Source organism: Streptomyces sp. ADI96-02 (genome assembly GCF_003846185.1).
GTDB lineage: Bacteria > Actinomycetota > Actinomycetes > Streptomycetales > Streptomycetaceae > Streptomyces.
The window spans coordinates 6,512,834-6,525,275 of record NZ_ML123034.1 but is presented as its reverse complement, the minus strand read 5'-3'; the positions used below and the strand labels follow the sequence as shown (position 1 = coordinate 6,525,275).

The following is a 12,442-nucleotide window of genomic DNA, read 5'->3' as shown; positions in this document are numbered from 1 at the left end:
CCCACCGGTTCTCACCGGCGACCCGCCGGCCGGGTCTCCGTGGCGGCTGACCGACCCGCGAACCGGAGGGGCGCGCGGGACGATGCGGGCCGCCGACGGCCCGGACGTCGCCGCCGCGGTCAGGACCGCGCGGAAGGCGGCCCGCGGCTGGGGCGGCCTCAGCGGCGGCGAGAGGTCACGGCGCCTGTCCCGGCTGGCGGACCTCATGGAACGCGAAGCGCCGGCGTACCTGGCCGCCGAGCTGGCCGGGACGGGCAAACCGCCCTCCGAGGCCGCTGCCGAGGTCGCCGCGAGCATCGACGTCCTGCGCTTCTACGCGGGCGCTCTGCGTACGGGCACGTCCCCGGCCGCGGGCGAGCTGATCCCCGGCCACGAGAGCTGGGTGCGATGGGAGCCGCTGGGCGTGGTCGCCGCGATCGTGCCCTGGAACTACCCGCTGCTCATGGCCGCCTGGCGGATCGGCCCCGCGCTCGCCGCCGGCAACGCGGTGATCCTCAAGCCGGCGGCCACCACACCCGACAGCGGACTGCTGCTCGCGCGCGACGCCGGGCAGGAGCTGGGACCGGGAGTCCTGCAGACCCTCGTCGGAGGACGCGCCACCGGGCGCACACTGACCGCGGGCCCGGTGGACGCGGTGGCCTTCACCGGCAGTCCGGCCGCCGGCCTGGACGTCCTCGGCCGTGCCGGCACGCGTCGCGTGAGCCTGGAGCTCGGCGGCAACAGCCCGGTGATCGTCCTGCCCGACGCCCCAGCCGACGCCTGCCGGGCGCTGATGGACGCGTGCACGTACAACGCCGGGCAGAGCTGCGCCGCTCCGGCCAGGGTGATCACCCTGCGGGAGAATCACGACGCGGTGGTGGCCGGGCTGGTGGAGGCCATGGAGTCGCGGCCGGCGGGCCCGGCGTTCGGCCCGCTCAACAACGCCGAGCAGGCGGCCCGCTACGACACGCTGCTGCGGAGCTCCGCCGCTTCCGTCCGCCGGTCCGGGCCGATGGACGTCACGGAGGAGGAGCGGGGCGGGTACTGGCGTCCCGCGACCGTTCTCGCCGGGCTGCCGGAGGACGACCCGGCGGTGCGCGAGGAGGTCTTCGGCCCCCTTCTCACCGTCCAGGTCGCGGCCGACCCGCACGACGCTCTGCGGCTGGCCGGCTCCGTGCCGCAGGCCCTCGCCGCCAGTGTGTGGAGCCGGGACCTCGCCCGTGCCCTGCCGCTGGCGCAGGCGCTGGACGCGGGCGAGGTGTGGGTCAACTGCCACCTCGCACAGACCGCCGAGCTCCCCCATGGCGGTCGGCGCGGCTCCGGACACGGCACCGACCTCAGTGTGCTGGCGCTGACGGAGTACCAGCGGCCCAAGACCGTCACCGTCCGGACCGGACCGGGCCTCTGAGCGATCCGGGCGGCCGGGCGGGCGTGTCAGCGGTCGGAGAACAGGTACTCGGTCCGTGCCCGGTACCGGTCGCCCGGGTCCAGTCGACAGGACGGGTAGTCGGGGCGGTTGGGCGCGTCGGGCAAGGGCCCGGTCTCCAGGCACAGCCCGGCGCGCGGCCTCTGCGCCCAGTGGTCGGCGGAGTACACGCCGACGGCGGGCTGGTCCGTGTACACGCGCATCACGCGCCCGGTGCGCCCGTCGGAAAGGGTCGCCGCCCACCCCTCTCCTTCCAGCAGATAGCAGTTGTCCAGCGCCACGTGGTCCAGCGGGCGGGGACGGGTGAAGTCCAGTGCGGTGCCGTCGACCGGAACGGGCGCGCCGGCGAGGGGCATCAGCCGGGCGTCGAAGGCCACGGCGTGCCGCGCCCCGAGCCGCAGCCGGTGTCCGTCCACGGTTCCGGATCCGGCCAGGTTCCAGAACGCGTGGTTGGTGAACCCCACGATCGTCGGCGCCGATGTCGTCGCCCGGTACTCGATGGTCAGACGCCGGTCCGGACCGACCCGGTAGACGGCTTCCGCCCGCAGTTCGCCGGGATAGCCCTGATCGCCGTCCGGACTGGTCAACCGCATCCGCAGCACGGCCCCGCCACCGTCGCGGTCCGCCTCCGCCTCCCACACGGAGCGGTCCGTCCCCCAGGTGCCGCCGTGCATGTGGTGGGGGCCGTCGTTGCGGTCGAGCCGGTACTCGGCGCCGTCCAGCCGGAACCTGCCGTCCGAGATCCCGCGGCAGTACCTGCCGACGGTGGCGCCCACGTACGGATTGCGCGCCCGGTCCTGGTAGGCGGCCAGATCGGGCAGCCGGGCCACGACGTTGGCCCTGCGGCCCGCATGGTCGGGCGCCAGCACTTCGACCAGGGCGGCCCCGTAGGTCCAGACGGTGACCGCGAGACCGTCCTCGCCGCCGAGGGTGTAGGCGTCCACGGGACGGGGCCCCTGGCCGGGGTGTCCCTCGGTGGTGCCGACGTGGGAGCGTCGGATGTCCATCGTGTGCGTCTCTCCTCGCTCGATGTGCCCGAAAGTCCGCGGTCGGTCCGCGGGCGTTGCGATGATGGGCGAAGCGGTTCCCTGACGAAGGGCGGCACGGTGCGGATCCACGGTGAGGCGGTGCGGTTCGGCGTCCATTCCGGACAGCAGTACGAGAGTTTCGGGGCGTGCCTGGAGCTGTGGCAGCGGGCGGAGGCGCTGGGATACGACTGGGTGTCGCTCTTCGACCATCTGCGACCACCGCTCGGCGGGCCCGGCGGTCCCTGTCTGGAGGGGCCGACTCTGCTGGCCGCGCTCGCGGCCCGGACGCGGCGAGTCCGCTGCGGGCTGCTGGTCCTGGCCGTGCCCAACCGGCACCCGGCTTCGGTGGCCGCCATCGCGGCGACCCTCGACCATGTCTCCGGCGGCCGTCTGGAACTCGGCCTGGGTTCGGGCGGTCCGGACCTGATGTACGACCAGTTCGGCCTGGAGCGTCCGGCGCCCGCCGACCGCGCCGTCATGCTGGACGAGACCTGCCGCGTCGTGCGCTCCCTGTGGACCCGCGAGAGCACCGATTTCCGCGGTCGCCACTACACCCTGGACGGTGCGCACCTGGCGCCCAAACCGCTCCAGCCCCACATCCCGCTGGTCCTGGGAGGCGCGGGCTCCGGGGTGCTGCGGGCCGCCGCCCGGCACGCGGACATCTGGAACACCCTGCCCGGCACTCCCGAGGCGTACCGCCGTATGTGCGCCGCTCTGGGCGAACACTGCGACGAGGCGGGCCGGGATGCGGCGGACATCCGGCAGTCCATCACCTTCCGGGCCGTCCTCGCCGAGGACGAGAAGGAGGCGATGCGCCGCCGGGAGGCGCTGCTCGGGCATCTGCCACCGGATTCGCCTCTGCTCGACGAGTATCTGAGCTTCGGCACCCCGGAGAGTTGCGTGGCCGATCTGGCGCCGTACGCGGCTCTCGGAGCGAGGGACTTCATCCTGGGCGCTCGCCCGCCCGTCGACTGGACGACCGTGGAGCTCGTCGCCACCCGCGTCACGCCCGCCCTGCGACAGATGGTCGAGGGATCTTCGGGGTCCGACCGGTAGAAGTCACCGGACGGGCTTGAGCGCACGGTAGACCGTACGGCAGGGGACTGCCGACTTCGAACACGAGCCCGACTCGCAGGTCGAGTACCGCGCGTCGACGTCGTGCTCGACCCGCACGAGCCCGGCCTCGGCCAGCGCGGACGTCACCTCGGCCGCGGAGTAGTACCGGCTGCGCAGTGTCTGCTCGACCCGCACGATGCCGGTGTCGGAGCCGACCACGCCGGAGACCCTCAGCATGCCGCGACCCACCTCGTCGTCCCACGCCCCGCGTTTCGCCACGACGGTGTCGTCCTCGTCGATGAGCGTGAGGTTGTTCCAGTGCCGGAAGTGGGGGAGTTCGAAGAGGTCGAAGACGAACTCTCCCCCCGCGTGCAGCGCCTCGGCCACGCTGGTGAAGCAGCGGACCAGGTCCTCCCGGCTCTCGAAGTGGTTGAGCGCCCCGTCCAGACACACGCAGGCGCCGACCGGTTCGGGAAGCGAGAAGTCCCGTGCGTCCCCCTCGACCAGACGCACACCGCCGGCGCGGACCTCCTCCGCCGATCTCCTCGCGGCGATCCGCAGCATGGCGGCGGACCGGTCGAGGCCCGTGACGTGCCGGCCCCGTTCGCTCAGGACGGCCGTCGTCACACCCGTTCCGCAGCACAGGTCCAGCACACCGTGGCCGCCGCCGGTCCTGTCCAGGTGATCCGCGAGCGCCGGAGAGTAGTCCCGGACCCAGCCTGTGAAGTAGCGGTCGTAGAAGGTCGCGAACCCCTGCGTGTAGTACGTCACCGTACGACTCCCTCCTCCGCCGGCGTGGTGCCGGCCCGGCACCACGCCAGGCTAGGACGCACCGGGCGGCGCACCGCAGGTGGCGGAGACCGAGGTTGTGCGCCCCGCGTGCACCGGTGCGGCTCGAACGGCACCTGTGCGGTGGTCGGCCGCGTGCCCGTGGCGGCGGTCGGTCACCCGTGGCGGTGGCCGGTCACGTGCCCGTGCGGGACGGTCCCCCTCTGAGGAGGTGTTCCGTGCGGACCATGGCGAATTCCCGCCTGTCCGCGGCGGCGTCTTCGGCGGGGCCGCCGGCCGCCGTGCGGCGGAAGCCGTGACGGGAGTAGAGGCGTTCGGCCGCGTCGTTGCCCTCGCTCACCGTCAGCCGCACCTCGACGCAGCCGTGCTCCTCGGCCCAGCCCAGCGCCGCGTCCAGCAGCAGCCCGCCCACGCCCTGTCCGCGCGAGCGGGGCCGGACCCAGACGGAGACCAGCTCGGCGACCCGGGGCTCCGCCGGAACGACACCGGCGATACCGCACGGATCGCCGTCCTGCCTCGCGACGAACTGGCCGCGGCCTTCGAGCCGGCGTCTCCACTGATCCTCGGTGAGGGCTTCCTCGCGGGCCAGCGTGGAGCCGAACTCCTGGGGCGCGTCGGTGAGGGCGGCCAGCCGAAGGGCGCGGTACAGGCGCCAGTCGGCGGGTTCCAGAACGTGGGTGGTGAATGAGGACACCGGTGCATGCTCGCACACCGGGCCGCGGGCCTCGGGCCCCGATACAGCCGGTTCACCCGCGCGCGGGGCGGGGAGGCACGGTGTCCCGCCGCCGCGTGCCCCGCCGCGCGGCTCAGGGCCGTACGGTCACCCGCAGGGTCCGGTGTGCCCGGTCCAGGCGTTCCGCGACGGCACGCGCACTTGGACCGCACACCGTGATCATCGCTATTCCCTGACCCCAGCTGGTCGCCGGGACGATCTGCTGCCCGGGCCGGTAGAGCGGGCTGAACTGCACGATCCACTCCTCCTGCGGCACCCGGTCGTACGCCACCAGGGCGCCCAGCTCGCGCGGGTAGACGACGGCGTGGCCGCTGGAGCGCTCCGCGGGCGGGCGTGCCTCCTGGAACTCCGGGAAGGGTTCGCCGACTTGGGGCAGCAGAGCGGCCTGCACCAGGCTCACGCCGAACCGGTGCCGGAAGGCGGGCGCGATGCCGCCGCCGCCCGGTCGACCGCCGATCTCGCAGAACACCGGCTGACCGGCCCGGTCCAGGAAGAGCTGGAGGTGGGTCACGCCGGAGAACCACGGGATCGCGCCGAGCACCTGATCGTTGAAGGCCAGCACGGTGTCGCGCTCCGGCCCGTCGTCGAGCAGCACGGAGCGGCAGACTCCCCCGGCCGGGAAGACCGTGTCGGGATCGAGCATCGTGGAGGCCGTGGCCACGAGGGCGCTGCCCCGGTCCACCACCGAGTCGATGTGGAACAGGCGGCCGTCGATGAACTCCTCCGCCTCGTAACGGCTCCCGGCACTCAGCCCTTCGCGGTCGAGCCGCCGGAGTTCCGACCGGCTCCCCACGAGGTGCACACCGGCGGAGCCCATGGAGTCCACCGGTTTCAGAACGACCGCGCCGTGACGTTCCAGCAGTCCTGCCGCGTCTCCGGGTCGCCCGATCGCCGTGAACTCCGGCGTGCGCACCCCGCGAGCGGCGAAGTACTCCTTCATCCGCACCTTGTCCCGAAGGGGCTCCATCCGGCTCCATCCCGGTCCGGACACCCCCAGAGCCTCACGCAGCCGGGCGGCGGGGAGCAGCGTCCATTCCGAGAGCGAGACCACCGCGTCCACCGGCGCACCGGCCGCCAGAGCGGGCACGGTGCTCAGAACCTCCCGCTCGCTGTAGGTGTCGGTGTGCACGACCGTGACCGCGTCCTCGGGACGCACATCGCGCCCGCGTCCGGGACGGGTCAGCAGGGTGACCCGGTACCGCTCGGGGTCGAGGAACGGCCGTCCGTCCTGGTGCCGGTATTTCCCGTAGTCCGAACGGTCGACGATCACGACGTGCCGGCGATCGCGCTTCATGGCTCCTCCTGGTCGGGGCGGGGAGACGAGGGCTCCCGGCCGACGGCCGAACGCTACCCATGGTGACGCAGGGTATTCACAGTCGGGCGGCGGACGACCCGGCCCGGCCACGAGGCGACGCGCTCTTCGGGTTGCCGCACGCCCCGACACGGGTATCGCTTCCCGGGAAGCCCGCCGTGCGGCCGATCCCCCGTCAGAGGAGGGGCGTTGAGATTTCGCAGCTTCCGGACCCTGCACCGGCTCCCCCACCGGGGACAGCCGTTCGTCCAGGGCATAGAGATCGACCGTGGAACGATCTGGGAGAGCACCGGCCGCTACGGTCGCTCCACGCTTCGCCGGCTCGACGCGGCCGACGGAACCGTGCGGTGGAGCAGGCGGCTTCCCGACGATCTCTTCGCGGAGGGGATCTGCCGGGTCGGAGACGTCCTGTGGCAACTGACCTGGCGAGAAGGGATCGCGCTGCGCTGGCGCGTGCGCGACATGACGTGCGAGCGGGTTCCCTACGACGCCGAGGGGTGGGGGATGTGCTTCACCGGAACCGATGTGGTCACCAGCGACGGCTCCGACCGGCTGATGGTGCGCGATCCGGGGAGCCTGCGGAGCCACCGCGCGGTGGCCGTCCGTATCGGCGACCGGCCCGCCTCCGCCCTCAACGACCTGACCTGGGCCGACGGCGTGCTCTGGGCCGTCGTCCACGGCACCCCGTACGTCCTGGGCATCGACCTGGCGGACGGGCGGGTGTGCAGTTGGGTGGACGCCTCGGACATGCGCCGTGACGAACTGCCGGTCACCGCACATGTCATGAACGGCATCGCGGCCCTGCCGGGAACCGACCGCTTCCTGCTCACGGGAAAGCACTGGCGGTCCTTGTACGAGGTCGAGCAGCGACCGGCCCCGCCACCACGCTGGGCGCGCCTCGAAGGACTCGACTCCCCGCCCTGACGCCGCCGCACCGCGCGGCGTCGGGGTCGGCGTCGTCCGCGTACGCCCCCGTACGCGGACGACGCCCCGTCGCGGGCCACCCTAGGGAGCCGGCAGCTCCACCAGTCCCGCGACGGTGTCGCGGTGCCGGCCCGCGCTGCCGTACGCGATCGAGTCCGCCTTGGCGCGCTTGAGGTAGAGGTGCGCCGGGTGCTCCCAGGTCATCCCGATGCCTCCGTGCAACTGCACGCACTCCTCCGCCGCGTGGACCGCGACGCCCGCGCAGTACGCCTGGGCCACGGCGACCGCGAGCGGCGCGTCGGGGCTGCCGGTGGCGAGCGCGTCGGCGGCGTTGCGGGCGGCGGCCCGGGCCGAGACGACTTCCAGCCACAGGTGCGCCATCCGGTGCTTGAGCGCCTGGAACGAGCCGACGGGCCGGTTGAACTGGCGGCGTTCGCGGGTGTGGCGGACGGTCTCGGCCAGGCACCACTCGGCGAGGCCGAGCTGTTCCGAGGCGAGCAGTCCGGCCCCGGCGAGGAGTCCGCGGCGTACCGCGGCGGCGCCCGCGTCCGGACCGGCCAGCGGTGTGGCCACCGCACCGGCGAAGGTGAGCGTGGCGAGCGGGCGGGTCAGGTCGAGCGGGACGAGGGGCTCGACGGTGACGCCGGGAGCGTCCGCCACGACCGCGTACAGGCCGTCGGCCGCCGGCACCAGCAGCACGTCGGCGACGGCCGCGTCCGCGACGCCCCGCACCGTGCCGTCGAGCGAGGCGGTGGCCGCGTCCGCGCCGGAGGGCGGCGTGCCGAACGGCACGGCGAGCACGGCGGTTCGGCGGCCGGCGGCCAGCTCGCGCAGAAGGTCCGCGGCATGACGGGACTCACCGCTCAGCGCGAGCAGCGTCTCGGTCGCCACGACGGAACTGGTCAGATACGGCGCGGGCGCCACGCTGCGCCCCAGCTCCTCCAGGACCACGGCGGCCTCGCGGTGCGAGGCGCCCTGCCCGCCGAGCCTCTCGGGCACGAGGAGTCCGGCAGCGCCGATGCCGGCGGCCAGCGCCTCCCACAGCCGCGGGTCGTACGGCGTGGCGGACTCGGTGGCGGCGATGACCGCCGGCGCGTCGGCCCGGTCGGCGAGGAGGGCGCGCACGGCGGAGCGCAGGTCCTCCTCCTCGGCGGAGTAGAGGAGGTCGGGGGTGGCGGGCGGCTGGTGCGGCGCGGTCATCGGCTCAGGTCCTTCCAGGGGACGTCCTTGTCGTTGCGGGGTTCGGCGGGGAGGCCGAGGACGCGTTCGGCGATGATGTTGAGCAGGACCTCGCTGGTGCCGCCCTCGATGGAGTTGCCCTTGGAGCGCAGGTAGCGGTAGCCGGCGTCCCGTCCGGTGAAGTCGACGAGTTCGGGGCGGCTCATGGTCCAGTCGCCGTACAACAGGCCCTCGTCGCCGAGGAGTTCGACTTCCAGGCCGCTGATCTCCTGGTTGAGGCGGGCGAAGGCGAGCTTCATGCCCGAGCCCTCGGGGCCGGGCTGTCCGGCGACCAGTCGCTGGCGCAGCCGTTCGCCGGCGAGCCGGGCGACCTCGGCCTCCACCCAGAGCGTGAGCAGGCGCTGGTGGGTGTCGTGGGTGCGCAGCTCCGGGCGTTCGCGCCAGGTCCGCGAGACGGGGCCGATCATGCCGCCCTCGCGCGGGAGCCGGGAGCCGCCGATGGAGACGCGTTCGTTCATGAGGGTGGTCCGGGCGACCTTCCAGCCCTCGCCGACCGGGCCGAGCCGCCGGCTGTCGGGGATGCGAACACCGGTGAGGAAGACCTCGTTGAACTCGGCCTCGCCGGTGATCTGGCGCAGCGGGCGGACGTCGACGCCGGGGTCGGTCATGTCGCAGACGAAGTAGCTGATGCCGCGGTGCTTGGGCTGGTCGGGGTCGGTGCGGGCGATGAGGATCGCCCAGCGGGCGAGATGGGCGCTGGAGGTCCAGACCTTCTGGCCGTCGACGATCCAGTCGCCGTTCTCGTCGCGGACGGCCCGGGTGGCGAGGGCCGCGAGGTCGGAGCCGGCTCCGGGTTCGCTGAACAGCTGGCACCAGATCTCCTCGCCGACCCACAGCGGGCGCAGGAAGCGCCGCTTCTGCTCGTCGGTGCCGAAGCCGAGGAGGGTGGGCGCGGCCATGCCGAGGCCGATGCCGATGCGGCGGGGGTCGTTGTCCGGAGCCTCGGCGGCGGCGAGTTCGGCGTCGACGGTCTGCTGGAGGGAACGGGGCGCGTCGAGCCCGCCGAGGCCGACCGGGTAGTGGACCCAGGCGAGGCCGGCGTCGAAGCGGGCCCGCAGGAAGTCGGTGCGCCCGGTGGTGGCGGGCGGGTGGGCCGCGAGCAGGTCGCGGGTGAGGCGGCGGACTTCCGCGGCGTCGACGGTGGTCACCGGGCGCCTCCGGTGGGCAGGACGACGATGCGGCCGGTGCTGGCGCCGTCGGCGACGCGCTGGACCGCCTGAGCCGCCCCGGCCATCTCGACACGCTCACTGACCAGGGGTTTGACGATGCCTCGGGCGGCGAGCTCGGTCAGTTCGCCGTGGCAGGCGCGGACGGCGGCCGGGTCCTTGGCGGCGTAGAGGCCCCAGTGCAGTCCCACCACGGAGTAGTTCTTCACCAGGGCGTGGCTGAGGGCCGGTGCGGGGATGGAGCCGCTGGCGAAGCCGACGACGACGATGCGCCCCTCGAAGGCGACGCACTTCACGGACTTGGCGTACGCGTCGCCGCCGACCGGGTCGTAGACGACGTCGGCGCCCCGCCCGCCGGTCGCCTCCTTGACCGCCGCGACGATGTCCTCCTCGCGCCGGTCGACGACGAGGTCGCAACCGAGCCGCCGGGCGACGGCCGCCTTCTCCGGGCCGCCGACGACGCCGATCACGACTGCGCCGGCCGCCTTGCCGAGCTGGACGGCGGCGCTGCCGACACCGCCCGCCGCCGCGTGGACGAGGAGGGTCTCGCCCGGCTGGAGGCGGGCCCGGCGGTGCAGGCCGAACCATCCGGTCTGGTAGCCGATGTGCAGGGCCGCCGCCTCCGCGTCGTCGAGGGAGTCGGGCGCGGGAAGCAGGGCCGCCCGGTCGGCGACCACGTACTCGGCGAAGCCGCCGTACGGAAGGGACGGGGTGGCGAGGACCCGCCGGCCGTCGTCGGTCGTGCCGCACACCTCGACCCCGGGGGTGAACGGCAGCGGCGGCCGGATCTGGTACTGGCCGCGGCAGAGCAGGGCGTCGGGGAAGTTGACGTTGGCCGCCCGGACCCGGAGGGCCACCTGCCCCTCGCCGGGGACCGGCCGGTCCGCCTCCTCCAGCCGCATCACCTCGCCCGGCTCGCCGTTACGGTGCACTCGCCATGCCTGCATGAGGGGCCTCCACGACACTGTCGGCATTACCACTGCTCCGGCGCATACTAAGCGGTCGCTTGCCTTTCTGGGAACCACCTCGGAGCGGCCCGCGCGGCAGGGGCTCAGCCGCGTTTCGGCTTGGCCCGTACGTGCATCCGCTCGCCCTGCGGCCCGAAGAGGCTGAGGAATTCCACCGGCCTCCCGCCCGCCGGACCGAACCAGTGCGGCAGCCGCGTGTCGAACTCGGCGGCCTCGCCCGGCTCCAGCACCAGGTCGTGCTCGGCCAGCAGCAGGCGCAGCCGCCCGGAGAGCACGTACAGCCACTCGTAGCCCTCGTGGGTCCGCTGCTCCGGCGTGTCGTGGGCGTCGGCCTCGATCACCAGCTTGTACGCCTGGAGCCCGCCGGGCCGCGCGGTCAGCGGGAGCATGGTGCGGCCGTTGCGCACGATCGGCTCGGCCCGGACCCGGGGGTCGCCGACGGGCGGCGCGCCCACGAGGTCGTCGAGCGGGACCTCGTGGGCGCGGGCGATCGGGAGGAGCAGTTCCAGACTCGGCCGACGGCCGCCGGACTCCAGCCGGGAGAGTGTGGAGACGGAGATTCCGGTGGCCGCGGACAGAGCGGAGAGCGTGACCCCGCGATCCTTGCGCAGACGGCGCAGCCGGGGGCCGACCCCGGTGAGGACGGCGTCGAGTTCCGGATCGCCCCGGTCGTGTTCCCTCACGTCTCCCCCATCTCTCTCCCCTGCTCTCCCCCTGCCCGATCGGCGGAGCATCCTGCTCGGTTCCGCGGAACGTCGTACGCGCTCAGTGCGCGAAGAGCTCGAAGGCGACGGCGGGGCGGCCGTCGAAGCGCTCGGCGGCGGCGTCGACCGCGTTCGTGAGGAAGGTCCGGCAGTACGCCTCCGGCTCCTGGTCGGTCAGCACCTCGATGTAGCTGCGGTGTTCCAGCAGCGAACGGACCGCGCGCTCGAACCCCGCCGCCGCGTCGACCGCGTGGGTGGGGCGGTCGCTGCCGGCCACGGCTGTCCAGCGCACCCCGTTCCACGGTTCGAGGCCCTGTTCGCGGAGTTCCGGGAAGATCCACCGGTTGCCCGCGTCGGCCACCGCGTCCAGGGTGGCGCGGCCCACCGCCCGGTGGTCGGGCGTGTTCCAGGCGCGCCCGCCGCCCCAGGTGTCGCGGTGGTTGAGGGTGATCACCAGTTCGGGCCGGTGACGGCGTACGGCGGCGGCGATGTCGCGGCGCAGAGCGGCGCCGTACTCGATCACCCCGTCCCGGTGGTCCAGGAACTCCACCGCGCGCACGCCCACGACGGCGGCGCTCGCCCGCTGCTCGCGCTCACGTACCGGTGCGCACTCCTCGGGCGGCAGGGTGTCGATTCCGGCCTCTCCCCGGCTGGCGAGGAGGTAGACGACCTCGCGGCCTCCGTCGGTCCACTCGGCCACGGCTGCCGCCGCACCGTATTCCAGATCGTCGGGGTGGGCGACCACGGCGAGGGCGCGGCTCCAGTCGGCGGGCATGGGTTCGAGTCGCTGCTGCGTCATGCCCGCAGGCTAAGGGCTGTCCAGGCGGTCAGGCGAGCGACAGGAACAGCTTCTCCAGGCGGGCCCGCATCCGGTCGCGGTCGGCGGGCTCGGCGGCGGCGTCCGCCAGGCAGTGCTGGAGCCCGGTGGCGATGATCGCGAAACCCGCCCGGTCCAGCGCCCGGGAGACGGCCGCCATCTGCGTGACGACGTCCTCGCAGTCGCGGCCCTCCTCGATCATGCGGATGACCGCGGCGAGCTGGCCCTGGGCGCGGCGGAGGCGGTTGAGGACCGCCTTGAGCTCGTCGGCCGTCATGTCGAGTTCCACCGAACCTCCTCC

General features: G+C 73.7%; 13 protein-coding genes. 3 read left to right on the top strand and 10 right to left on the bottom strand.

Annotated elements, in window-relative coordinates; translation table 11 throughout:
* Positions 1 to 46: 46 nt before the first annotated feature.
* Entirely contained in the window at positions 47 to 1,387 is a 1,341-nt protein-coding gene (locus tag EES43_RS28515; RefSeq protein WP_277426089.1) for an aldehyde dehydrogenase family protein, read from the top strand.
* A 26-nt stretch (positions 1,388 to 1,413) separates the two neighbouring features.
* Here the strand turns inward: EES43_RS28515 and EES43_RS28510 are convergent, their stop codons facing one another.
* A complete protein-coding gene (locus tag EES43_RS28510) occupies positions 1,414 to 2,412 on the bottom strand; it encodes an aldose epimerase family protein (RefSeq protein WP_124271438.1) in 999 nt (332 codons plus the stop codon).
* A 99-nt stretch (positions 2,413 to 2,511) separates the two neighbouring features.
* On the opposite strand from EES43_RS28510, the gene EES43_RS28505 reads away from it, so the two are divergent.
* Complete coding sequence (locus EES43_RS28505; protein WP_124271437.1) at positions 2,512 to 3,489, top strand: LLM class flavin-dependent oxidoreductase; 978 nt, start codon at positions 2,512 to 2,514, stop codon at positions 3,487 to 3,489.
* Positions 3,490 to 3,492: 3 nt separating this feature from the next.
* Here EES43_RS28505 and EES43_RS28500 read toward each other — a convergent pair whose 3' ends face one another.
* From EES43_RS28500 to EES43_RS28490, 3 genes are all read right to left on the bottom strand, one after another.
* Positions 3,493 to 4,260 (bottom strand): class I SAM-dependent DNA methyltransferase, encoded by a 768-nt coding sequence (locus tag EES43_RS28500; protein WP_164493299.1) that lies wholly within the window; start codon positions 4,258 to 4,260, stop codon positions 3,493 to 3,495.
* 193 nt (positions 4,261 to 4,453) lie between these two features.
* Entirely contained in the window at positions 4,454 to 4,972 is a 519-nt protein-coding gene (locus EES43_RS28495; RefSeq protein WP_241192560.1) for a GNAT family N-acetyltransferase, read from the bottom strand.
* A gap of 112 nt (positions 4,973 to 5,084) precedes the next feature.
* The gene (locus tag EES43_RS28490) at positions 5,085 to 6,305 is read right to left on the bottom strand and encodes an ATP-grasp domain-containing protein (protein WP_124271434.1); all 1,221 of its coding nucleotides are present in this window, start codon (positions 6,303 to 6,305) and stop codon (positions 5,085 to 5,087) included.
* A gap of 207 nt (positions 6,306 to 6,512) precedes the next feature.
* On the opposite strand from EES43_RS28490, the gene EES43_RS28485 reads away from it, so the two are divergent.
* Positions 6,513 to 7,247: a glutaminyl-peptide cyclotransferase gene (locus EES43_RS28485; RefSeq protein WP_124271433.1), complete on the top strand. Its 735-nt coding sequence runs from the start codon at positions 6,513 to 6,515 to the stop codon at positions 7,245 to 7,247.
* 81 nt (positions 7,248 to 7,328) lie between these two features.
* On the opposite strand, the gene EES43_RS28480 is transcribed toward EES43_RS28485, so the two are convergent.
* The 6 genes from EES43_RS28480 to EES43_RS28455 all read right to left on the bottom strand — a co-directional run bounded on the left by EES43_RS28480 (position 7,329) and on the right by EES43_RS28455 (position 12,430).
* Complete coding sequence (locus EES43_RS28480) at positions 7,329 to 8,447, bottom strand: acyl-CoA dehydrogenase family protein (protein ID WP_124271432.1); 1,119 nt, start codon at positions 8,445 to 8,447, stop codon at positions 7,329 to 7,331.
* Entirely contained in the window at positions 8,444 to 9,634 is a 1,191-nt protein-coding gene (locus tag EES43_RS28475) for an acyl-CoA dehydrogenase family protein (RefSeq protein ID WP_124271431.1), read from the bottom strand. The genes EES43_RS28480 and EES43_RS28475 overlap by 4 nt, the downstream gene beginning before the upstream one ends.
* Positions 9,631 to 10,599 carry an NADPH:quinone oxidoreductase family protein gene (locus EES43_RS28470; protein WP_124271430.1) on the bottom strand — a complete coding sequence of 323 codons (969 nt, stop codon included), beginning with the start codon at positions 10,597 to 10,599 and terminating at the stop codon, positions 9,631 to 9,633. Before EES43_RS28470 ends, EES43_RS28475 begins: the two co-directional genes overlap by 4 nt.
* Before the next feature lie 104 nt (positions 10,600 to 10,703).
* On the bottom strand, positions 10,704 to 11,303 hold the full coding sequence (locus tag EES43_RS28465; protein ID WP_124271429.1) for a helix-turn-helix domain-containing protein: 600 nt from the start codon (positions 11,301 to 11,303) through the stop codon (positions 10,704 to 10,706).
* Between the two features lie 82 nt (positions 11,304 to 11,385).
* The gene (locus EES43_RS28460) at positions 11,386 to 12,123 is read right to left on the bottom strand and encodes a PIG-L deacetylase family protein (protein ID WP_124271428.1); all 738 of its coding nucleotides are present in this window, start codon (positions 12,121 to 12,123) and stop codon (positions 11,386 to 11,388) included.
* 28 nt (positions 12,124 to 12,151) lie between these two features.
* On the bottom strand, positions 12,152 to 12,430 hold the full coding sequence (locus EES43_RS28455) for a metal-sensitive transcriptional regulator (RefSeq protein WP_124271427.1): 279 nt from the start codon (positions 12,428 to 12,430) through the stop codon (positions 12,152 to 12,154).
* Positions 12,431 to 12,442: the final 12 nt, after the last annotated feature.